Here is a 22809-nt window from a genome sequence, read left to right on the forward strand (position 1 = left end):
GAGATCGCCGATCGCATCGTCATAATGCCAAGTGTCCTCCTCCCCGCGGTTAAGATCAAGGAAATAGTCGGATGACTCAGGGGGCGAGTGTGATCGGTTGACGACCTTTCGACATTTCGACAATATTCGAAACATGGATTCAGACGAGCAAGCTTCCCACGTCGTCCGTGCGCTCGGCGCGCTGGCGCAGGACCATCGCCTCGCAGCGTTTCGCCTGCTGATCGAGGCCGGCGGCAACGGCCTTGCCGCGGGCGAGCTTGCCGCGCGCCTTGCGCTCGCGCCATCCTCGCTCAGCCATCACCTTGCGCTGCTGGCACAGGCCGGGCTGGTCAGCCAGGAACGCCGCAGCCGTTCGATCATCTATCGCGCCGACCTGGCGGCGATGAGCGCGCTGATCGGCTACCTGACCGAAAATTGCTGCGGCGGGGCGGACTGCGGGATCGCCGTCCCCGCCTGCACCATTCCCGCCCCTTGCGAGGGAGCGGCAGCTTGACCCGCCCGATTCTGGCAGAGGCCGTCGGCAGCTTCCTTCTGTTTGCGACCGTAATCGGCTCGGGCGTGATGGGCGAAAGCCTGTCGCAGGGCAACGTCGCGGTGGCGCTGCTGGGCAATACCATCGCCACCGGCGCGATGCTCTACGTGCTGATCACCATGCTCGGGCCGATCTCCGGCGCGCATTTCAATCCGGCGGTAACGCTGGTGTTCCGCATCCTCGGCGCGCTCGATACGCGCCAGGCGCTGGGGCACGTTGCGGCGCAGATCGCGGGCGGCATCCTTGGCGTGTGGTGCGCACACGCGATGTTCGGGCTCGATGTGCTGCAGTTGTCGACCAAGGCGCGCAGCGGCGCGGGCCAGTGGACCGGCGAGGTGGTGGCGACGTTCGGTCTGGTGCTGACGATCCTCGGCACCCTGCACCATCGGCCCCGCGCGGTCCCAGCCGCGGTTGCGCTCTATATTACCGCCGCCTACTGGTTCACCTCCTCGACGAGCTTCGCCAATCCCGCGATCACGCTGGCGCGCAGCCTGTCGGACACCTTCGCCGGCATCGCGCCTGTCGATGCCGCCCCGTTCATCGCCTGCCAGCTGGCCGGCGCCCTGCTCGCGCTTGGCGTTGCCCGGCTGTTGTTCCCGCAAGCCGAGCTCGACAAGGACGCCACCGCCGATGCCTGAAACCGCCACCCCAACCGCTCCCGCTCCGGTCGACATCGTCGTCTACCACAACCCTGCCTGCGGCACTTCGCGCAACACGCTGGCGATGATCCGCAACGCGGGGATCGAGCCGCACGTGGTCGAATATCTCAAGACCCCGCCGACCCGCTCGCTGCTCGAAAGCCTGATCGCGCGGGCCGGGATCACCGTGCGAAATCTGCTGCGCGCCAAGGGCGATCTCTACGACCAGCTCGGCCTTGCCGACGAAAGCCTGTCCGACGCGGCGCTGCTCGATGCGATGATGGCGCACCCCATCCTGATCAACCGACCGCTGGTGGTCTCGCCGCTGGGCGTGCGGCTGTGCCGTCCGTCGGAACTGGTGCTCGATCTGCTCCCCGCCGCGCAGCAGGGCGCGTTCGCCAAGGAAGATGGCGAACAGGTGGTCGATGCGGCAGGCAACCGCGTCGGATGAACGATAGCAAGCATGGTCGTCTGCGCACGCTCGATGCGCCGGGCGTGCTGCCTGCGCTAAAGCCTGCCTATCTCGACGCGAGTCCGGCGCTGGGTCTTGGCCCGCTCGATCACCCGCCCCGCATCCTGCTGCTCTATGGCTCGCTGCGCGAACGCTCGTTTTCGCGGCTGGCGGTGGAGGAAGCGGCGCGGCTGCTTCATCACTTCGGCTGCGAAACACGGATCTTCGACCCTTCCGATCTGCCCCTTCCCGACCAGGTGGCGGGCGACGATCATCCCGCCGTCCATGAACTGCGCGAACATTCGCTCTGGTCGGAAGGACAAGTCTGGTGCAGCCCGGAACGGCACGGCCAGATCACCGGGATCATGAAGGCGCAGATCGACCACCTGCCCCTTGCCTACAAGGGCCTGCGCCCGACGCAGGGGCGCACGCTGGCGGTGATGCAGGTCTGCGCAGGGTCGCAATCGTTCAACTCGGTCAATACGTTGCGAGTGCTGGGCCGGTGGATGCGGATGTTCACCATCCCCAACCAGTCGAGCGTGGCCAAGGCCTATGAGGAGTTCGACGAGGCGGGCCGGATGCGGCCGTCCAGCTATTACGACCGCATCGTCGACGTGATGGAGGAACTGGTCCGCTTCACCGTCCTGCTGCGACCGCATGCCGATCGCCTGGTGGATCGCTATTCGGAACGGGTCGAACAGGACCGTCCGGTTTCCGCTGCATCCTCGATCCTCTCTTCCATCTGAAGCCGGCGCCGCAAGAAGTTCTTCTTGGGGGGTGTGTAGCAAAGCATTTGCTTGACGCTCATGAGTCTATCAAATAGATAGAGATTAACCCGAGGGTAACGGAGTCCAGGCCGTTCCCTTCGTTTCAAGGGTTCCTGGACCGCGGCATTTTACGGGCAAGCTTTGCTCCGCGTGACCAATAGCTAAAGCGCGCGACACCAGGGCGACATCGCCAGGCGTCGTGTTCCCCTCAACAACGAGGTGACATGATGCGCATGACCATGATGCGCGGCTAGGCCGCGTAACGGCAGGACCAGGAGCAGACGGGCGCCCCTTTGGACGGGAGGCGCGACGGCTTCTCCTTGCGCCGTAAAACCCAGACACATCAGCACTTCCGCCGCCATCGCGCGGCAGGGGGATCGCCATGCACAGACTGACGCAGGCCGACCTGCGCGATCTGGCGCGATATCCGGTGTCTTTGCAGCAGATCATCGCCGCCCTCGCTGGCGTCGAGCTTTCGGCATGCGCCGAAGGCCTGCCCCGCACTGCGCCCGCCGCGCCCGCGTCCGCAGAGAACCGGCCCGACTAAGCATCCGCAAAAAACGAAGGTTCAGGGATCGACCAATGAAGAACGTACCGAACACTGTCAGCACCGCGCTTCTTGCTTCGGCAAGCGCGCTCGCCCTTTTCGCCAGCCCTGCGTTCGCCGCCAATGGCGCGGCCGAGGAGCAGGCGTCCTCTTCCGCCGCCACGCTCGCACCGTCGGACGCGGCTGACGAAGGTGGCATCGTCGTCACCGGCTCGCGCCGCCGCGAAGAGAACGTGCAGGACATCCCGCTTGCCGTCTCGGTGGTCAGCGCCGCCGCGCTCGAAAAGCGGGGCGATTACACGCTCGGCCAGATCCAGCAGCAGGTGCCCAGCCTGCAGGTCTTCAGCTTCAACCCGCGCAACACCAACATCAACATCCGCGGCCTCGGCTCCAACGTCTCGCTGACCAACGACGGGCTCGAAAACGGCGTCGGCTTCTACATCGACAACGTCTACTACGGCCGTGTCGGCCTGACCCAGTTCGACCTCGTCGACCTCGAAAGCATCGAAGTGCTGCGCGGGCCCCAGGGCACCCTGTTCGGCAAGAACACCACCTCGGGCGTGATCAACATCACCAGCCGCAAGCCGAGCTTCGACCCCGAAGCCTCTTTCGAAGCGAGCGTCGGCAACTACGGCTACCACCAAATCCGCGGATCGGTTTCGAGCGCGGTGATCAAGGACCTGCTCGCCGTGCGCGTGTCGGGCGCGATCAGCCAGAACGACGGCTTCGTCTACAACAAGACCACGGCGAGCCGCGCGCAGGATTATCGCAACGAAAGCATCCGCGCGCAGGCGCTGTTCACGCCTTCGTCGAACCTCGAAGTTCGCGTGATCGGCGACTATTCGCGCCAGCGCCAGCACAACGTGCTCAACCTGTTCGTCGCCAACCACACGACGTATGCCGACGGCACCAGGATCGCCAACAACTTCACCGATCGCACTTCGCGCTTTGCCGGCTACACCCTGCCAAGCTTCAACGCCTTTGACCGCGTGGGCGAAGCGGACAGCCATTACCAGGCGAACATGGCGGGCTATGGCGTTTCGGGGCAGGTCGACTGGGATCTGGGCGGCGCGGCGTTGACGTCGATCACCGCCTATCGCTGGTGGGACTGGGATCCGGCCAACGATGCCGACAACACCTCGCTGCCGGTGATCGTCAAGGCGCAGCAGGCCAACCGCCAGCGCCAGTTCAGCCAGGAAATCCGCCTTGCCAGCAAGGGCACCAACACCTTCGACTACGTCGTCGGCGCCTACTACTTCTGGCAGACGGTGCGCGGCTATGGCGCCACCGGCTATGGCTCGGCAGCGCCGACCTGGTTCATCCCGACGGTGGCCAAGGCAGTCGCCAACGCCGCGCTCAACGGTTACGAGGTCAACTCGTATTCCGAGCCGCAGACCCGCACGATCGCGGCGTTCGGCCAGACCGACTGGCACGTCACGCCTTCGCTGACGCTCACCACGGGCCTTCGCTTCACCCACGAGGAGAAGAAGGGCAAGTTCCAGCAATGGGTGGCAAGCGCCGCCAATATCTCGGCCTTTCCCGCCGCCGTACAAGCGGCAATCCTTGGCATCCGAGCGAACTTCAACAAGGTCGTCCCGCTCTACAAGACCAGCTTCAACGACGACAGCCTGTCGGGCCTCGCTTCGCTGAGCTGGAAGGTCGCGCCCGACGTCCTGCTCTATGGCACGTACGCGCGCGGCAACAAGTCGGGCGGGCTCAATCTGACGCAGCTGCCGGCCAGCATCACCGACCCGACGGTGCGCCCGGAAAAGGTGAATTCGTTCGAAGCGGGCTTCAAGTCACAGTTCTGGGACCGCCGCGCCACGTTCAACGCGGCCGCGTTCCTGACCGAGATCAGCGACTATCAGACCGCCATCACCGACGTCGACCCGGCCAACCCGCTGGTCACCCGCCAGTACATCGCCAACATCCCCAAGGTCCGCTCGAAGGGTGTGGAAGGCGACTTCAACCTGGCGCTGAGCCAGCATTTCCAGGTCAACGCATCGGCCAGCTACACCGAGGCGACGTACGTCCGCTACACCAATGCCCCGGTCGCGCCCGAACAGCACGGCATCGTCAACCAGGACCTCTCGGGCGAGCAGCTGCCGGGCGTGCCCAAGTTCGCCTATACCCTTGGCGCGGATGCCAATGCGCCGCTGGGTGAACTGGGCGGGCGCGAACTGAGCATCTACGCCCACGCCGACTGGTCATACCGCACCCACTTCAACACCTCGTCGAGCAACTCGGCCTGGGCCGACGTCGCGGGCTACGGCCTGCTCAACGGCCGCATCGGCTTCAAGACCGCCGACGGCCTGTGGGATGCCTCGATCTGGGCGCGCAACCTGCTCGACAAGAACTACTACCTCAGCCTCTCGGCCGCGACGACCGGCGTCGTCACCGGCCAGGTGGGTGAACCGCGGACCATCGGCGCCACGCTGCGCACGAAGTTCTGATCCCACCAGCCAGACGATCAAGGAGCCGCGTCATGCCCTTTCATACCGCAACGGAGGATCGCCCCTCTGACGTGCTGGGCAGGACGCGGCTCTTGCGCTTCTCGGCCATGGCCGTGCCGATCTATGCCGCCGCGCAGCCGGTGGTCGCCTTCGTGCCGGCAATCCTTTCGCGGCACTATGGCATACCGCTCGCCTCGCTCGGCGTGCTGTTCCTGATCGGCCAGGCGCTCAATTCGCTGCTCGATCCGGTGATCGGCGCGCTGTCCGACCGCACCGTCAGCCGCTTCGGGCGGCGGCGGCCGTGGATCGCCGGTGGCGGCCTGCTGTTCATCATCGGCTGCGCGATGCTGTTCTTCCCGCCCGCCGGCTTCGTCAGCGTGGCCTGGGTCTCGATCGCGGTGCTGCTCTACTACACCGGCGCTGCGGCGACGGTCACGCCGCTGCTCGCCTGGTCGGGCGAGATCAGCGGCGATTACCATGAACGCACACGCATCGCCTCGCTCTTCACCTTCCTTTCGGCTTCGGCGCTGGTGCTCACGCTGGTGCTGCCGGCGATCGCGGACCAGCTGCGGCCCGACGATGGCCCGCTGCGGCTGACGCTGTTCGGCGTGCTCGTGCTCGGCACCGCCGTGCCCAGCCTGTGGCTGACGCTCACCGCCCTGCCCGATCGAAGCGCCGTGCCGGGCGAACAGGGCCCGTTCGATCTCAAGGCCACGCTGCGCGCGATCTTTGCCAACAAGCTGCTGCTGCGCGTGCTCGCTTCGGACACCGCCGTCACCGCAGGTCAAGGCGTGCGCACCGCGTTGCTGCTGTTCGTGATCACGATCTACTTCGGCAAGCCCGAATGGGCCGCCGGCATGTTCCTGTTCCAGTATTCGTTCGGCATCCTGGCCGGGCCGATCTGGCAGCGCATCGGCCAGGCGCTGGGCAAGAGCCGCGCTGCGGTGCTCGCCGAACTCGTGCAGACCGCGATCAACCTCGGCCTGGTCTTCCTGACGCCGGACCGGTTCGGCCTGATGCTGTTCCTCGCCTTCCTGCAGGGGCTGAGCCAGGGTTCGGGCAACCTCATGCTGCGCTCGATGGTGGCGGACATCGCCGACCATCACCGCGTCGAAACCGGCGAGGACCGCGTCGGGCTGTACTACTCGGTGTTCAGCGTCTCGCAGAAGCTCGGCGGCGCGCTGGCCGTGGGCATTGCCCTGCCGCTGGTGTCGGCCTTCGGCTTCGATCCGCGCGGCGTGGTCAATCCGCCGCAGGCGCTCGAGGCGCTGGTGCTGGTCTTCGCGCTCGGCCCGGCCCTCGCCCATGCCCTTTCCGCAGCGCTTGTCGCGGGCTTCCCGCTCGACAGCCGCGCCCACGCCGAAATCCGCAGCAGGCTCGATGCCCGGGTGCCCGAGCTTGTTCCGGCAGAATGATCCCCTCCCCCCTGAAGTGCCCCCCATAATCCCTGAGGAGACGTGAAATGACTGCAATCGTGACCTACGCGAACGCCAAGGACCCCGCCTCGCCGCTCGACATCCGCCCCGTGACCGGCACCATTGGCGCCGAGATCCGGGGCGTGACCCTGTCGGGGGATCTGGACGGCAGCACCGTCCAGGCGATCAAGGACGCCGTCGTGCGCCACAAGGTGGTGTTCTTCCGCGATCAGCATGAACTCGACGATGGAGCCCATGAAGCCTTCGCCGCGCTGTTCGGCGATCCGGTCGCGCACCCCACCGTCCCCGTCGCCGAAGGTTCGCGCTATCTGCTCGAGCTTGACAGCAAGGAAGGCTACGCCGCGTCGAGCTGGCACACCGACGTCACCTTCGTCGATGCCTACCCCAAGGGTTCGATCCTGCGCGCGATCACCATTCCCGAAGCGGGCGGCGACACGCTGTGGGCCAACGGCGAGACGGCGTACGAAGGCCTGCCGGAATCGCTGCGCCAGCTGGTGAACAACCTCTGGGCGGTGCACACCAACGTCTACGACTATGCCGCCGTGCTGCAGAACGCGCCGAAGAACGACGAGGCGGAGAAGAACCGCTCGGCCTTCAACCGCAACGTCTTCGCCTCGACCGTCTACGAAACCGAACATCCGGTGGTCCGCGTCCACCCCGTCTCGGGCCAGCGCAGCCTGCTGCTGGGCCACTTCGTCAAGCAGTTCGTCGGGCTGAACCAGGCGGATTCGGCGCGCCTGTTCCAGATCCTGCAGGATCACATCACCCGCCCCGAAAACGTCGTGCGCTGGAACTGGCGCAAGGGCGACGTGGCGTTCTGGGACAACCAGTCGACCCAGCACCGCGCCGTGGCCGACTTCGGCCTGCAGCGCCGCACCCTGCGCCGCGCGACCGTGGCAGGCGAAGTGCCGGTGGGCATCGACGGCCGCACCAGCCGCATCGTGCGCAAGGAAAAGGCCACGCAGTACGAACAGGCCTGATCGGCCTGACCTGACACACTCCCTCGGAGGCGGCCCCCTTGGTCGCCTCCACCCATTTCCCGATGCGAAGGTTCGCCCCGATGTACCGTGACGCCCAAACCGACCACGGCTGGGAAGCGCCCCTGGCGCCAGGCCATCAAGCGCCCGTGCGCCAGCCCTTGCTGCGCCGCCTGCTGCGCGAACCGCTGACCCATTTCGTCGCCATCGGCATCGGCATCTTCGTGATCAGCCACGTAATCGAGGAGCGCCAGTCGCGCTACAACCTCACGCTGACCAACGCCGACGTGCTGCGCATCGCCAACTCCTACGCCCAGCAATATGGCGCGCAGGCAACGCCCGAACAGATGCGCACGATGATCGACAACGCCGTGCGCGAAGAAATCTATCTGCGCGAAGGCCTCGCACTCGGGCTCGACCGCAACGACGAGATCGTCCGCCGCCGCATCGCCCAGAAGTTCGATTTCCTGCAGCAGGACCAGGCGGCCCCACGCGAACCGAGCGAGGCGCAACTGCGCGGGTGGTACGGCTCGCACCGCGACCGCTTCGCCGCGCCCGCCAAGGTTTCGTTCGAACAACGCTACTTCGCGCCGGATCAGCGCGGGGATGCTGCGGCCAGGGCACTCGCCACCGCCGCACTGGCCCATCCCGAAACCGCGCCGGGCGACACCTTTCCCGGACCGCCCCGGATCGTCTCGCTCGCCCGCGACGACGTTGACCGCGTGTTCGGCGGCACAGGCTTTGCCGCGAACGTCTTCGCCGCGCCCACGGACCGCTGGACGGGCCCGTTCCGTTCGGGCTTCGGCTGGCATCTCGTCCGCGTGACGGAGCACAGCGCCGCCCATCCGCGCAGCTTTGACGAAGCCCGCGCCGATGTGCGCAGCGACTGGATCGAGGCGGACCGCAAGGCGCGCAATGACCAGGCGTGGCAGCAACTGCGCGCGCGCTACACCGTCACCGTGCCGCAGGTGCGCTGATGCGGCGGATCCGCGCCCTTTTCGCGCTCTTTGCGCTGCTGATCGGCGGGGCCATGGCCGGCTCGACGGGCGCTTGTGCGCACGAAGTGCGGCCCGCCTTTCTCGAGATCACCGCGCGTGCCGATGGCAAGGCCGACGTCACCTGGAAGCAGCCGTCCATCGGCATGCTGGTGGTGCCCCTGCGTCCGCGCATTTCGGGCGGGCTGATCGACGGCAAGGCAAGCCGCGTCGAAAGCGCCACCAATTTCGAGATCCGCCATTGGGATGGGGTCGACATTGGCACGAACGGGCTCAATGGCCGCGAAGTGCGGGTCGATGGGCTGGACCAGACGATCACTGACACGCTCGTCCTGATCCAGCTTGCCAATGGCGACGAGGAAAGCCGCGTGCTGACCCCGGGTGAGCCGGCGATGACCATCGACGCCCACGCCGGTGCCGCCGTTCCCGCCTATCTCGTCCTCGGCATCGAACACATCCTGACCGGCATCGATCACCTGCTGTTCGTGTTCGGCCTGTTGCTGCTCAGCTCAGGCTGGCGGCAGCTGCTGCGCACCATCACCGCCTTCACCATCGCCCATTCGATCACGCTCGCGCTTACCGCGCTGCACGTGATGGCGCTCGATCCTGCGCTGGTCGAAGCGATGGTTGCCTGGTCGATCCTGTTCCTCGCGGTCGAACTGGTGCGCAAGCAGCGCGGCGTCGATGGCCTGACCCAGCGGCAGCCATGGCTGGTCGCCTTCGGTTTCGGCCTGCTCCACGGCGCTGCCTTCGCCGGCGCGCTCAAGCAGATCGGCCTGCCGCAAGGCAACATCCCGGCCTCGCTGTTCCTGTTCAACGTCGGCGTCGAGATCGGCCAGCTGCTGTTCGTTGCCGCTGTCATGGCCGCGCTGTGGGGCCTCAAGCGGCTGCGCTGGCCCGCCGCCACGCCGCGCATCGCCTGGACGGCGGCGAGCTACGCGATCGGCTCGTTCTCGTTTTTCTGGTTTCTCGAGCGGCTCCACGCCGTGATCGACTTTGCATGACGACAGGAGGGGACTTACCATGACCAAGCGTACCCGCTGGCTTGCCGGCGCTGCCATCGCCGCGCCGCTCGCCTACCATCTGCTGATCGGCTTCGGCACCGCCTCGGCCAGCCAGCCGGTCGGCGCCGCAAGCGCCGCGGCGCAGCCGGCCGGGGTGCAGACGTTTCCGGACAAGCAGGCCTTTTTCGGCGACCTGCACCTCCACACCACCAATTCGTTCGACGCCTATGTGCTGATGGGCACGCGCACCACGCCCGAAGATGCCTATCGCTTCGCGCGCGGCGACACGATCCAGTACCTGGGCCAGCCGATCAAGCGCAGCTTCCCGCTGGATTTCGAAGCGGTCACCGACCACTCCGAAAACCTCGGCGTGTTCAACCAGCTCGACGATCCCAACAGCGCCTTCTCGCTTTCCGACATCGGCAAGCTGGCGCGTGAAGGTGGGGCGGCCAACTTCATCAAGATCGCGTTGCTGATCACCAGTGGCAAGCCGCTGGGCGGCAATGCCGATCAGGTGGCAGCCTCCACCTGGGCGCGCGAGATCGAGACGGCGAACAAGTTCAACGAACCGGGCAAGTTCACCGCCTTCATCGCCTATGAATGGACCTCGATGCCGGGCGGCGCGAACCTGCACCGCAACGTGATCTTCAAGGGCGACAAGGCGCCCGCGCCGTTCACCGCGATCGACAGCAAGGATCCGAAGGACCTGTGGACCTGGCTTTCGAAGATCCGGGGACAAGGCTACGAAGCGCTGGCCATTCCGCACAACGGCAACGCCTCGAACGGGCTGATGTACGACTGGACCTCGCTCGACGGAAAGCCGATCGACGAAGCCTGGGCCCAGCTGCGCGCCACCAACGAGCCGCTGTCCGAAGTCTCGCAGAACAAAGGCACCAGCGAAACCCACCCGGCGCTTTCAGCCAATGACGAATTCGCCAACTACGAAATCTTCGACAAGCTGCTGCTCGGCAACACCCCGAGCAAGCCGGCCGGTTCCTACTGGCGCGATGCGCTGGGCCGCGGGCTCGTGCTGCAGCAGAAGCTCGGCGTGAACCCCTACAAGGACGGTGCGGAAGGATCGAGCGATCTGCACGGCGGGCTGCAGGTCAGCACCGCGCAGGAATACGGCGGCATTGCCGGCGCGAACCTGGGCGGCGGCAAGCTGAAAGGCGACACTGCCAAGGAACAGCTCGGCCTTGCGCCGGGCCACACCGTCGGCCTCAATCCGGTGATCCTCAGCCCCGGTGCCCTTACCGGCGTGTGGGCAGAGGCCAATACGCGCGACGCGCTCTACGCCGCGTTCCGCCGCAAGGAGACCTATGCCACCAGCGGCAGCCGCCTGAAGGTGCGCTTCTTCGGCGGTTGGGACTTTTCGCGCAGCTTCGTGGCCAAGCCCAACTGGGTGCACGATGCCTACAAGCTCGGCGTGCCGATGGGCGGGGATCTGCCGCAGGCGCGCGCCGGAAAGGCCCCGAACTTCGTGATCGAGGCGGTGAAGGATCCGCTGAGCGGCAATCTCGACCGCGTGCAGGTGGTCAAGGTCTTCCTTGACGGCGGTAAGCAGCAGGAAAGGATCTTCGACGTTGCCTGGGGCAATGCCGCCGGCGGGGCCCGCAAGATCGACGCCAGGACCGGCAAGCTGGCGCCCGTCGGCAATACGGTCGATCTCAAGACCGGCAAGTGGGACAACTCGATCGGCGCCGCCCGCCTCGCCACGGTGTGGACCGATCCCACCTTCAAGGCCGACCAGGCCGCAGTCTACTACGTCCGCGTGCTGGAAATCCCGACCCCGCGCTGGTCCACCCTGCGCGCGATCGAGTTCGGCCTGCCGCTGCCCAAGGAAGTCGCGCCGACGATCCAGCAGCGCGCCTGGTCCTCGCCGATCTGGTACACGCCCATACGCAGCCGCTGATCGTCGCGCCGTGAATTGAACGGGGAGGCGCGCCGGGCGTGCCTCCCCGTTTTGCTTATGGGTTCTTTACGCCCGCGCGCCGCCTTTCCCGTGGAAGCTTAACGGGCACGCGGCCCACATCGTCTCTCGCGCTATCCTTCAAGGAGCCCGAGATGATTTCCACCCAAAGCCTTCGCCGCGCCGCGCAAGGTCCGCGTTCCCGCCGCCTTGGCGTCGCGCTGCGGCTGACCGGCGCGGCCGTGCTGGCCGCCTCTGTCGCCACCGGCGCGTTCGAGGAACGCGAACAGCACATTTTTGGCGGCGCCAGCCCGCTTGCCCTGCTGCTCTCGCTCGCCGTCGTCCTGCTGGCGTGGAGCGGGCTGACCCTGCTCGTCGGCGGGCGCGAACTGTTCCGCCCGCAGCCTGCGCCGCCGCGCTCGTGGCTGCCCGAACGTCGGCGCCACCGGTCGTGACCGATCTCGTCTGGATCGCCGTGCTCGCCGGCCTCGTCCTCGCCACGCTCGCCTTCCTGCGCCTGTGCGAAAGCGCCTGAGGAGACTTTTCCCATGCATCTGCCCGAACTGCTCGCCGCGATCACCGCGGCGGGCCTCGTCGTCTATCTCGTCGCCGCGCTGCTGCGGCCCGAGCGGTTCTGAAAAGGGCCCACCGTCATGACTTTCGCCGGCTGGCTTCTCATCCTCGGCTTCACCGCACTCGTCGCGCTGCTGGCCAAGCCGTTCGGGCTGTGGCTCTTCGCGCTGTACGAAGGCCGCACCACCCCGCTCCACCGCGTCGCCGGCCCCATCGAGCGCGGGTTCTATCGCCTGTCCGGCATCGATCCTGACCGTCAGCAAAGCTGGCAGGCCTATGCCTTGCACATGCTGATGTTCCAGCTGGTGACGACGCTGTTCACCTACGCCGTCCTGCGCCTGCAGGGCGTGCTGCCGCTCAATCCGCGCGGCCTTGCCGGCGTCGGCGCGGATGGCGCGATGAACACGGCCATCGCCTTCGTCACCAACACCAACTGGCAGTGGTATTCGGGCGAGGCGACGCTTTCCAACCTGTCGCAGATGCTGGGCCTGACGATCCACAACTTCCTGTCGGCCGCGACCGGCATCGCCATCGCCTTCGCGCTGTTCCGCGGCTTTGCGCGCACCGAGACGAAGACGGTCGGCAACTTCTGGGCCGATATGACGCGCGTCACGCTCTACCTGCTGCTGCCCGCCTCGATCCTTTACGCGCTGTTCCTGGTGCTTTGCGGCGTGCCGCAGACTTTCGTCGGCAGCATCGATGCCACGACGCTCGAAGGCGCGCGCCAGACGATCGCGCTTGGCCCCGTCGCCAGCCAGGAAGCGATCAAGATGCTTGGCACCAATGGTGGCGGCTTCTTCAACGCCAACTCCGCCCACCCGTTCGAAAACCCCAGCGCGCTGACCAACCTGGTCCAGATGCTGTCGATCTTTGTGCTCGGCGCGGGGCTTACCTTCACCTTCGGCAAGGCGGTAGGCAACACCCGGCAGGGCTGGGCTATCCTTGCCGCCATGCTTGCGCTGTTCCTTGTCGGCGCATCGGTTACCTATTGGCAGGAAGCCGCGGGCAACCCCGCGCTGCACCAGATCGGCCTTGCCGGCGCCAACATGGAAGGCAAGGAAGTGCGCTTCGGCATTGCCGCCAGCGCGCTGTTCTCGGTCGTCACCACTGCTGCATCCTGCGGCGCGGTCAACGCCATGCACGACAGCTTCACCGCGATCGGCGGCCTGGTGCCGATGTTCAACATGCAGCTGGGCGAAATCGTGATCGGCGGCGTCGGGTCGGGGATCTACGGCTTCCTGCTCTATGCCCTGCTCGCGGTGTTCATTGCCGGGCTGATGGTCGGTCGCACGCCCGAATACGTCGGCAAGAAGATCGAGGCGCGCGAGGTCAAGCTGGCGGTGCTGGCCATCGTCATCCTGCCGCTCTGCATCCTGGGCTTTACCGCGCTGTCCGTGGTGCTGCCGGCGGGTCTTGCAGGCCCCCTCAACAAAGGCCCGCATGGCTTCTCCGAAGTGCTCTATGCCTTCAGCTCGGCCACCGGCAACAATGGTTCGGCCTTTGCGGGGCTTACCGCTGGCACGCCCTTCTACAACGGCCTTCTTGGCGTTGCGATGTGGCTGGGGCGCTTCCTGGTGATCGTCCCCGTGCTGGCCATCGCCGGCAGCCTTGCCGCCAAGAAGCACACCCCCGCGACATCGGGATCGTTCCCGACCACCGGCGGCCTGTGGATCGGGCTGCTCGTCGCCACGATCCTGATCGTCGGCGGCCTCACCTTCCTGCCTTCGCTCGCGCTCGGCCCGGTGGCGGACCACCTGACCCTGCTGTCCGGCAAGCTTTACTGAGGACCATGAACGTGTCCCAATCAGCGTCCCAAGAAACCTCCAAAGCCACGTCGATGTTCTCGGGCGAGCTTGTCCTGCCCGCCATCGGCGACGCCTTCCGCAAGCTGAACCCGCGCGAGCTGGTCAGGAACCCGGTGCTGTTCACCACCGCCGTGGTCGCCGCGCTGCTCAGCGTGCTCGTGTTCGTCGGCGGCAGCGGCCTTTCGCTCGGCTTCCAGCTCCAGCTGATCGTCTGGCTCTGGCTGACGGTCCTGTTCGGCACCTTTGCCGAAGCACTGGCCGAAGGGCGTGGCCGCGCCCAGGCCGCATCGCTGCGCGCCACCAAGTCCGATCTCGTCGCCCGCCTCCCCTCGGGCGAACAGGTGCCCGCCGCAACGCTGCGCCGGGGCGATACCGTGGTGGTCGAAACCGGAGACCTGATCCCGGCGGACGGCGAAGTCATCGAAGGCGTTGCCAGCGTCAACGAAGCGGCGATCACCGGCGAAAGCGCGCCCGTGATCCGCGAAGCCGGCGGCGATCGCAGCGCCGTGACGGCCGGCACCCGCGTCATTTCCGACCGCATCGTCGTGCGGGTAACGCAAGAGCCGGGGCAAGGCTTCCTCGACCGCATGATCGCCCTTGTCGAAGGCGCGCAGCGGCAGAAGACGCCGAACGAGATCGCGCTCACCATCCTGCTCGTCGGGCTGACGCTGATCTTCCTGATCGCGGTCGGCACGATCCCCGCCTTTGCCAACTATGCCGGTGGCCGCATCCCCGTGGCCGTGCTCGCCGCGCTGCTGATCACGCTGATCCCGACGACGATCGCGGCCCTGCTGTCGGCCATTGGCATCGCCGGCATGGACCGCCTGGTGCGCTTCAACGTTCTCGCCAAGTCCGGCCGCGCGGTCGAGGCGGCGGGCGATGTCGATGTCCTGCTGCTCGACAAGACCGGCACGATCACCATCGGCGATCGTCAGGCCAGCGCCTTTCGCCCGCTGTCCGGCGTCATGCCCGAAACGCTTGCCGAAGCAGCCCTGCTGGCCAGCCTTGCCGACGAAACGCCCGAGGGCCGCTCGATCGTGCGCCTTGCGGGCGAACTGCACGGCCTTGTCCGCCAGGGCGTGCCGGACGGCGCCGAAGTGATCCCCTTCACCGCGCAGACCCGCATCTCCGGCCTCTCCCACAACGGACGCCTGGTGCAGAAGGGCGCGGTCGATGCGATCCTGCGCGCCAACCCGCAGGGCGAACGCAGTGCGACCGCCGCCGAACTGCGCCAGATTGCCGAAACCATCGCTCGCGCCGGGCAGACCCCGCTGGCGGTCGCATCGGACGGCGTGCTGCTGGGTGTCGTCGCCTTGAAGGACGTGATCAAGGCCGGCGTGCGCGAACGCTTTGCCGAACTGCGCCGCATGGGGATCCGCACGGTGATGATCACCGGCGACAACCCGCTGACCGCCGCCGCCATCGCCGCCGAAGCCGGCGTCGACGATTTCCTCGCCGAAGCGACGCCAGAGGACAAGCTCGCGCTGATCCGCCGCGAACAGCAAGGCGGCAAGCTGGTGGCGATGTGTGGCGATGGCACCAACGATGCCCCCGCGCTCGCGCAGGCCGACGTCGGCGTCGCGATGAACACCGGCACCCAGGCCGCGCGCGAAGCGGGCAACATGGTCGATCTGGACAGCGACCCCACCAAGCTGATCGAGATCGTCGGCCTCGGCAAGCAGTTGCTGATGACGCGCGGCGCGTTGACCACGTTCTCGATCGCCAACGATGTCGCCAAGTACTTCGCGATCATCCCGGCGATGTTCATCGTGCTCTACCCGCAGCTCGGCGTGCTCAACGTGATGCGGCTGGCCAGCCCACAGAGCGCGATCCTTTCGGCGATCATGTTCAATGCGCTGATCATCCCCGTGCTGGTGCCGCTCGCGCTCAAGGGCGTGCGCTATCGCCCGATGGACGCCGGCTCGCTGCTTGCCCGCAACCTTGCCGTCTATGGCCTTGGCGGCCTCATCGCCCCGTTCATCGGCATCAAGGCGATCGACCTCGTCGTCGCCGCGCTCCACCTCGCCTGAAGGATCGCTTCCATGCTCAAGGAATTCGCCACCAGCCTGCGTCCGGCACTGGTCATGACCGGCCTTTTTGCAGGGCTGCTCGGCCTTGCCTATCCCGCGGCGATCACCGCCGTGGCGCAAGTCGCCATGCCACAGCAGGCCAACGGCAGCCTGATCGTGGAGCGTGGCAAGGTCGTCGGCTCGCACCTCATCGGGCAGCAGTTCGCCGCGCCCGGCTACTTCCACGGCCGCCCCTCGGCCGCCGGCAATGGCTACGATGCGGCGGCCTCGTCCGGCTCCAATCTAGGCCCCGCCTCGCAGGCGCTGCACGACCGTGTGCGCGATGCGCTCAAGTCCACCCCATCCTCACCGGGTTCCCTCGTTCCACCTGACCTGGTGACCACTTCCGCCTCGGGGCTCGACCCCCATGTAAGCCCCGAGGCGGCCTTTCTTCAGGTGAGCCGCATCGCCAAGGCCCGCGGCCTGCCAGAGGCGCGCGTCCGCTCGCTGGTGCAGGACCATGTCGAAGGCCCGCTGCTCGGCCTTCTGGGTGAACCGCGCGTCAATGTGCTAGAACTTAACATCGCGCTCGACGCGATGGCCGCTTCGGGGGCAAACGGACCGACGTGAGCCCTGCCCGCCCCGATCCAGACGCCCTGTTGCGCACCGCCGCGCGCGCCAGCACCGGCCGCCTCAAGGTTTTCCTCGGGGCGGCTCCGGGCGTCGGCAAGACGTACGAGATGTTGAGCGACGCCGCTGCCCGCCGCGCGGGCGGGCTGGACGTCGTCGTCGGGGTCGTCGAAACCCATGGCCGTAGCGAAACCCAGGCGCAGCTTGCCGGGTTCGAGATCATGCCCCGCGCGCGCATCGCGCATCGTGGCCAGCCGCTCGAGGAGATGGACCTCGACGCCATCCTCAACCGCCACCCGGCGCTGGTGCTGGTGGACGAATTCGCGCACACCAACGCGCCGGGCAGCCGGCACGACAAGCGCTGGCAGGATGTCGAGGAACTGCTCGCCGCCGGGATCGACGTCTGGACAACGCTGAACATCCAGCACGTCGAAAGCCTCAACGATGTCGTCGCCTCGTTCACCCATGTTCGGGTGCGCGAAACGGTGCCCGACCGCCTGCTCGACAATGCCGAGATCGAAGTCGTCGACCTGCCCCCTGACGAGCTCATCGCCCGGCTCAAGGCAGGCAAGGTCTACGTCCCCCACGAAGCGGCGCGGGCGCTCGATCACTTCTTCTCGAAATCGAACCTTTCCGCCCTGCGCGAACTTGCGCTGCGCCGCGCGGCGCAGGCGGTCGACGCGCAGATGCTCGACGATCTGCGCGCATCGGCAACCGGGGGATCGTGGGCTGTGGGCGAACGCCTGCTCGTCGCGGTCGGCGCCAACCCGGTGGCGAGCGAAGTCGTACGGGCCGGCAAGCGGCTGGCCGATGCATTGCGTGCGCCCTGGACGGCCGTCCACATCGAAACCACGGGCGAGCGCAGCGGCCCCGCCGCCGCCCATCTGGCGCAGGCGATGCAGCTTGCCACCCAGCTCGGCGGGCAAGTGCTGACGCTGTCCGGGCCAAGCGTGGTCGATGGCCTGGCCGATGCGGCGGCGGACACGCGCGCCACCCTGCTCGTGATCGGCCGCCCGCAGCCGCGCCGCTGGCCCTGGCAGCGCCGGCTCCACGCCCGCCCATTGGCACGCCGCCTGCCGGGGCTGTCGCTTCACCTTGTCCAGACCAGCCATGCCGAGGCGGCGGGGCACGGCCTGCGCCCGCCCATGCCGGGCATCCCGGCAGGCCTCGTGCCCTCGTTCCTCGCCACTGCGCTGGTCACCGCGCTCGGCCAGGCGATCTTCGCGCGGGGCAACAATATCACCAACGTCGGCCTGCTCTACCTGCTGCCGGTGCTGTTCGCCGCGACCCGCTATGGCCTTGCCACCGGCATCCTAACCGGCCTTGTCGCCTCGCTCGCCTACAACTTCTGCTTCATCCCGCCGACGGGCACCTTCACCATCGCCGATCCGCAGAACATCATTACCGTGGGCGTCCTGCTGCTCGTTGCCGCCGTGGCCAGCCAGCTCGCCGCCCGGCTGCGCGCGCAGGCCCTGCTCGCGGCCCGCAGCGCGCGCCAGAGCGCGGCGCTCGCCGGCTTTGCCCGCACGCTGACCGGCATGGCCCGGCCCGAAGCGCTGGGCGACGTGCTCTGCGCCGAAGCCGCGCGCCTGCTCGATGTGCGCGCGGTGCTGCTGCTCGGCTCGGCCGACGACCTGTCGATCCTCGCCACGACCGCGCCCGAAACCCCGCTCGCCGCACTCGATCTCGCCGCCGCGCGCTGGAGCGTGGACAAGGGCCAACCCGCCGGACGCGGTTCGAGCACGCTGACCGCCTGCGAATGGCTGTTCACCCCGCTGATGGCCGGCGGGGCCACGCTCGGCACGCTGGGCGTGGCGCGCGGCGATGGCGCCCTGCCCGTCCGCTCCGACCAGCTGCCCCTGCTCGGCAGCCTGGTCGATCAGGCCGCGCTCGCGCTGCAGCGCATCCGGCTCGAACAGGAAGCCGCCGACGTGCGCACGCTGGAAGAGCGTGACCGCCTGCGCGCAGCGCTGCTCTCCTCGGTCAGCCACGATCTGCGCACCCCGCTGACTGCCGTGCTCGGCTCGTTGCGCACGCTGGAGCCGCGCGATGAAGAACAGCGCGAACTGCTCGGCGTCGCCCGGGCAGAGGCCGACCGGCTGCAGCGCTTCGTCGCCAACCTGCTCGACATGGTGCGGATCGAAGCCGGCGCCATCGCGCTGTCGATCGAGCCGGTGGACCTTGCCGAAGCCGTGGCCAGCGCCGTGCACGACCTGCGCCGCGCGCTGGGCACGCAGCCCTTGCGCATCGACATCGCGCCAGACCTGCCGCTGGCGCTGGTCGATCCGCGCCTGTTCCATCATTGCCTGATCAACCTGATCGAAAACGCCGCGCGCCATGGTGGCGAAGGCCCGATCGCCATCGTTGCCGCGCGCCGGGGCGACGGGCTGGACCTGATGGTCATCGACGCCGGCCCCGGCCTTCCCCCCGGCAGCGAAGCACGCGTGTTCGAAACCTTCACCCGCCTCGAAGGCTCAGACCGCAAGGGCGGCACCGGCCTTGGCCTCGCCATCGTGCGCGGTTTCTGCAAGGCAATGCAGCTCGATGCGATCGCCGCCAACCGGAACGACGGGCCGGGTGCATGCTTTACCATCCGCTTCCCGCCTGACCGCCTGCGCCAACCGAGCGAACCCGAATGACCCTGCGCCTCAAGATCCTCGTCATCGATGACGAACCCGCCATCCGCCGCCTGCTGCGCGGCAGCCTTGGCCACGAAGGCTACGATGTGATCGAGGCGGGCGATGCGCGCGCCGGGCTGGCCGCCGTGTCCATCGACAAGCCCGATGCGGTGCTGCTCGATCTCGGGTTGCCCGATCGCGACGGCATGGAGCTGGTGCCGCTGGTCAAGGCGGCGGGCGCGGCGCTGCTCGTCGTCTCGGCGCGCGACACCACGGAGGAAAAGGTCGCCGCGCTCGATCTCGGCGCCGACGACTATGTGACCAAGCCGTTCGATACCCACGAAGTCCTCGCCCGCATCCGCGCCGCGCTGCGCGCCCGACGCCAGCAGGGCAGCGAGGACAGCATCGTCGGCTTCGGCGAAGTCGAGGTCGATCTCGCCGCCCGCCGCATCACCCGCCGGGGCGTGGAGGTGCACCTCACCCCCAAGGAATACGGCTTTCTTGCCGAACTGTGCCGCCATCCCGGCCGCGTCGTCTCGCACGCCCAGCTGCTGCGCGCCGTGTGGGGCCAGGGCCATGAAAACGACGTCGAATACTTGCGCGTCGCGGCGCGCGGGGTGCGGCGCAAGCTTGAAGACGTCGATGTCGAACGCAGCGCCATCCGCAACGAACCCGGCGTCGGCTACCGCCTGATCGCATGATCCGCAGGGCCAGAGCGCCCGGCAAACCGCGCCTTTCGCACGATTGTCCTTGTGTGGCGCCCGATCGTCCCTACATAGGCCGTGCTACCAGTCGCACACTGACGGTTTTTCGGCGCTTCGCGGCTGCTGCGTTTCCCTCAATCCCTGCCCCTTGCAGCTAGAGGCTCCCGCCTTTCGGAGAGCCGTTTTTGAAAGGATACGCACATGGCTATCACCGGAACCGTCAAGTTCTTCAACGTCGACAAGGGCTATGGCTTCATCGCGCCTGAAACCGGCGGCCAGGACGCTTTCGTCCACGCCACCGCCGTCGAGCGCGCCGGCCTGCGCACGCTGAACCAGAACCAGCGCGTGAGCTACGATCTCGAAACCGACCAGCGCGGCAAGACCAGCGCGGTCAACCTGCAGTCGGTCGACTGATCCGGCTGCCGGGCGTTCCTGCAAAGGATCGTCCGGCGCCAGTCGCGGCCGGCCTTCGCGTCGGCAGCGGCGTCACCAAACGGCAAGGGCCACTCCCGGCGGATCAAGCCAGGGGTGGCCCTTTCGTTTTGCCTTATCTGTAGCGTACTTCGTCATGGCGCAGGAACGCGAACCTCTTCACCGCGCCTTCGATGATCGCCTTCTTGAATACCACGCGCGCCGCATCGGCGCCCTCGATCGTCAGGCAGACGAGATGCGTGCCGCCCGAACGCAGCGGCTCGATCGCACTGATGCGGATGTCCTTGCGCTTGCACTGGTCGATGATGTCCTGCTCGGGCAGGGCGAGATTTATCGCACGTGTCGCCATGTGATGCTCCATCGTCTCGTCACGAGGCCCGACCGGCGGCCGCCCCGTCCTTCTGGCGCAGGCGCTGGCCCGGACGGCCCCGCCCACAGCGCTCACCGGGTACGGTGACGCAACGCAGGGCCCCGGCATTGCCGGACCTCCCGCGAATTTCTCCGCGCGGCGCATGCCGCCAGCGCGGTCAGCGCGCCCAACGGCTGCGCTCTACCTGCGGGCGCCGCGCGGCGTCGCGGTGGATCATTTTCAGAACCTTGATCAGACCCCAGCGAGAAGCCATCGCCACCCGTTCGGGCGCTTCGCCAAGTTCGCCCTGCGGCGTCGTCATAAACGCCTGCGCTGCGCGCGGTCCGCCAAGCAGCTCGAAAGCTAGGTGGAAGGCCTGCCCACGGCGCAATACGGCGGGATTGCGATAATGCAGTTGATAATGCCGCCGCTCTGCTCTCCGCGGCAGCACGCTCAAGACATGTCGCCGACCGGCATGCCGCACCATTCGGGATAGGCCGACGCCCCCAGATGGTGACGCAGGCGATCGATGCGGACCTGGTAGTGCCGCACGAGATCGAAGCGCGATCCACATCCCGCCTCGTTCGCCCCGGAAGCGCGCAGCACCGCGACCTGATGCTGGAAAAGGAGGTGATTGAGGTCCACGGCAGCTCTCCGATTTTGCGGGAGCGCGTTGGTCTCTCAGCCGCCTGGTGCATGTTCATGCAGGCGATGCGCATCAGATAGGGATGAATTGCGACTTTTGCAAGTCAGCCCCGGTGCCGAGCTTCATCTCGCCTGCCCTGCTCGGCCTTCCACCATTGCCTCCATCGTGAGGCTAAATGAAAAAAGTGCAACGTCGGGAAAGGCTTGCGTCACCACGCATTGATCCTCCAAGTCCCCTTGCCGGGGCAGGGAGCCGGTGATGAAACTGCCAGACTGGACGACCGCGGAATGGCTGGTCGCCCTGCTGATTGCGGGCTTGATCGCCATTGTTGCCGTGCTGGGCCTGGTGGTGCTGTTCGCCATCGTCTGACGCCTGGCGCCGGTGGCGCGTCGGACAACCCGCCTCATCCCTGGGCGCGAAGTCTCAGTTCCGCCAGCACGGCGCGAAACGCTGGCGAAAGGTTGTGCCGGTCGGGATAATAAAGGTGGTGCCCGGCAAAGGGCTCGCACCAGTCATCGAGCACCCGGACCAGCCGCCCGCTGGCAAGGTGTTCGTGCAGCGGCGCATCTTCCAGCACGCAGGTCAGCCCATGCCCCGCGATCGCCGCCTTCACCGCCATTGCGCTGTCGTTCAGCACCAGTGGCCCCTCGACCCTCACGCTCAGCGACTGGCCATTTTTCTCGAATTCCCAGGCATACAGCGTGCCGCGCGTGGCCATTCGCAGGTTGATGCACCGGTGCTGCAACAGATCGCGCGGCACGATGGGCGTTCCGTGGCGCTCCAGATACGACGGCGCGCCCACCACCGCGAGCCGCAGATCGGGTCCGATACGTACGCCGATCATGTCCTTTTCCACGCTTTCGCCCAGGCGCACACCGGCATCGAAGCGGTCGGCGACGATGTTGGTCAGCGCGCCGTCGATCGACAGCTCGACCTCGATCTCGGGATAGCGCGCAACGACCGCGTCTATCGCGGGCCACAGTATGGTTTCGGCGGCATGACGACTGGTGGTGATGCGGACCAGCCCTGCGGGCGCACTGCGAAAGTGGCTCAGCCTGGCAAGCCGCTCGCGGATGTCGCCCAGCGCGGGACGCAAGGTTTCGAGCAATTGCTCGCCCGCCTCGGTCGGCGCGACGGAGCGGGTCGTGCGGGCGAGCAACTTGATGCCGAGATTTTCCTCGAGGCGGCGCACCGCCTGGCTCACCGCCGACTGCGAGGTGCCGAGCCTCGCCGCCGCCCGCGTGAAGTTGCGTTCCTCCGCCACGGCCAGAAGAATTGCCAGGTCGCCGAGTTCATCCCGCGCCATTGATTAGATTCCAGTATTGGTTCGTGCA

Annotated in this window: 23 protein-coding genes; 19 read left to right on the top strand and 4 right to left on the bottom strand. The window is 67.2% G+C overall.

Annotated features, from left to right (window positions below; translation table 11 throughout):
- The first annotated feature begins 133 nt into the window (after positions 1-133).
- From HHL27_RS09250 to HHL27_RS09340, 19 genes are all read left to right on the top strand, one after another.
- Positions 134-493, top strand: a complete 360-nt coding sequence (locus HHL27_RS09250) for an ArsR/SmtB family transcription factor (protein WP_169493114.1) — start codon at positions 134-136, stop codon at positions 491-493.
- A complete protein-coding gene (locus HHL27_RS09255) occupies positions 490-1170 on the top strand; it encodes an aquaporin (protein ID WP_169493115.1) in 681 nt (226 codons plus the stop codon). Before HHL27_RS09250 ends, HHL27_RS09255 begins: the two co-directional genes overlap by 4 nt.
- On the top strand, positions 1163-1621 hold the full coding sequence (arsC, locus tag HHL27_RS09260; RefSeq protein ID WP_169493116.1) for an arsenate reductase (glutaredoxin): 459 nt from the start codon (positions 1163-1165) through the stop codon (positions 1619-1621). Before HHL27_RS09255 ends, arsC begins: the two co-directional genes overlap by 8 nt.
- The gene (arsH, locus tag HHL27_RS09265; protein WP_169493117.1) at positions 1618-2367 is read left to right on the top strand and encodes an arsenical resistance protein ArsH; all 750 of its coding nucleotides are present in this window, start codon (positions 1618-1620) and stop codon (positions 2365-2367) included. The genes arsC and arsH overlap by 4 nt, the downstream gene beginning before the upstream one ends.
- A 403-nt stretch (positions 2368-2770) precedes the next feature.
- Positions 2771-2935 carry a hypothetical protein gene (locus HHL27_RS09270; protein WP_169493118.1) on the top strand — a complete coding sequence of 55 codons (165 nt, stop codon included), beginning with the start codon at positions 2771-2773 and terminating at the stop codon, positions 2933-2935.
- Positions 2936-2970: 35 nt separating this feature from the next.
- Positions 2971-5388, top strand: coding sequence for a TonB-dependent receptor (locus HHL27_RS09275; protein WP_169493119.1), 2418 nt, complete (start codon positions 2971-2973; stop codon positions 5386-5388).
- Between the two features lie 32 nt (positions 5389-5420).
- Positions 5421-6803, top strand: coding sequence for an MFS transporter (locus HHL27_RS09280; RefSeq protein ID WP_169493120.1), 1383 nt, complete (start codon positions 5421-5423; stop codon positions 6801-6803).
- A gap of 47 nt (positions 6804-6850) precedes the next feature.
- A complete protein-coding gene (locus HHL27_RS09285) occupies positions 6851-7804 on the top strand; it encodes a TauD/TfdA dioxygenase family protein (RefSeq protein WP_169493121.1) in 954 nt (317 codons plus the stop codon).
- A gap of 80 nt (positions 7805-7884) precedes the next feature.
- Positions 7885-8778 carry a peptidyl-prolyl cis-trans isomerase gene (locus HHL27_RS09290; protein ID WP_169493122.1) on the top strand — a complete coding sequence of 298 codons (894 nt, stop codon included), beginning with the start codon at positions 7885-7887 and terminating at the stop codon, positions 8776-8778.
- Positions 8778-9800, top strand: coding sequence for a HupE/UreJ family protein (locus HHL27_RS09295; protein ID WP_169493123.1), 1023 nt, complete (start codon positions 8778-8780; stop codon positions 9798-9800). Before HHL27_RS09290 ends, HHL27_RS09295 begins: the two co-directional genes overlap by 1 nt.
- A gap of 19 nt (positions 9801-9819) precedes the next feature.
- On the top strand, positions 9820-11712 hold the full coding sequence (locus HHL27_RS09300; protein ID WP_169493124.1) for a DUF3604 domain-containing protein: 1893 nt from the start codon (positions 9820-9822) through the stop codon (positions 11710-11712).
- Between the two features lie 152 nt (positions 11713-11864).
- Positions 11865-12164 (top strand): hypothetical protein, encoded by a 300-nt coding sequence (locus HHL27_RS09305; protein ID WP_169493125.1) that lies wholly within the window; start codon positions 11865-11867, stop codon positions 12162-12164.
- Positions 12165-12257: 93 nt separating this feature from the next.
- Positions 12258-12347: a K(+)-transporting ATPase subunit F gene (gene kdpF, locus HHL27_RS09310; RefSeq protein WP_169493126.1), complete on the top strand. Its 90-nt coding sequence runs from the start codon at positions 12258-12260 to the stop codon at positions 12345-12347.
- A 15-nt stretch (positions 12348-12362) separates the two neighbouring features.
- Positions 12363-14066 (top strand): potassium-transporting ATPase subunit KdpA, encoded by a 1704-nt coding sequence (gene kdpA / locus HHL27_RS09315; protein ID WP_169493127.1) that lies wholly within the window; start codon positions 12363-12365, stop codon positions 14064-14066.
- A gap of 11 nt (positions 14067-14077) precedes the next feature.
- Entirely contained in the window at positions 14078-16117 is a 2040-nt protein-coding gene (gene kdpB, locus HHL27_RS09320; protein ID WP_338114859.1) for a potassium-transporting ATPase subunit KdpB, read from the top strand.
- Between the two features lie 12 nt (positions 16118-16129).
- Entirely contained in the window at positions 16130-16726 is a 597-nt protein-coding gene (gene kdpC, locus HHL27_RS09325) for a potassium-transporting ATPase subunit KdpC (protein WP_169493129.1), read from the top strand.
- Positions 16723-19365, top strand: a complete 2643-nt coding sequence (locus HHL27_RS09330; RefSeq protein ID WP_169493130.1) for a DUF4118 domain-containing protein — start codon at positions 16723-16725, stop codon at positions 19363-19365. The genes kdpC and HHL27_RS09330 overlap by 4 nt, the downstream gene beginning before the upstream one ends.
- Positions 19362-20045, top strand: a complete 684-nt coding sequence (locus tag HHL27_RS09335) for a response regulator (RefSeq protein ID WP_169493131.1) — start codon at positions 19362-19364, stop codon at positions 20043-20045. Before HHL27_RS09330 ends, HHL27_RS09335 begins: the two co-directional genes overlap by 4 nt.
- A gap of 204 nt (positions 20046-20249) precedes the next feature.
- On the top strand, positions 20250-20462 hold the full coding sequence (locus tag HHL27_RS09340; protein WP_169493132.1) for a cold-shock protein: 213 nt from the start codon (positions 20250-20252) through the stop codon (positions 20460-20462).
- Between the two features lie 133 nt (positions 20463-20595).
- Here HHL27_RS09340 and HHL27_RS09345 read toward each other — a convergent pair whose 3' ends face one another.
- The 4 genes from HHL27_RS09345 to HHL27_RS09360 all read right to left on the bottom strand — a co-directional run bounded on the left by HHL27_RS09345 (position 20596) and on the right by HHL27_RS09360 (position 22781).
- Positions 20596-20829 carry a hypothetical protein gene (locus tag HHL27_RS09345; RefSeq protein ID WP_169493133.1) on the bottom strand — a complete coding sequence of 78 codons (234 nt, stop codon included), beginning with the start codon at positions 20827-20829 and terminating at the stop codon, positions 20596-20598.
- 178 nt (positions 20830-21007) lie between these two features.
- On the bottom strand, positions 21008-21286 hold the full coding sequence (locus HHL27_RS09350) for a hypothetical protein (RefSeq protein WP_169493134.1): 279 nt from the start codon (positions 21284-21286) through the stop codon (positions 21008-21010).
- A complete protein-coding gene (locus HHL27_RS09355) occupies positions 21283-21474 on the bottom strand; it encodes a hypothetical protein (protein ID WP_169493135.1) in 192 nt (63 codons plus the stop codon). Before HHL27_RS09355 ends, HHL27_RS09350 begins: the two co-directional genes overlap by 4 nt.
- Positions 21475-21878: 404 nt before the next feature.
- Entirely contained in the window at positions 21879-22781 is a 903-nt protein-coding gene (locus tag HHL27_RS09360) for a LysR family transcriptional regulator (RefSeq protein WP_169493136.1), read from the bottom strand.
- Positions 22782-22809 lie beyond the last annotated feature (28 nt).

It is taken from the genome of Novosphingobium olei (assembly GCF_012927405.1).
Lineage (GTDB): Bacteria > Pseudomonadota > Alphaproteobacteria > Sphingomonadales > Sphingomonadaceae > Novosphingobium > Novosphingobium olei.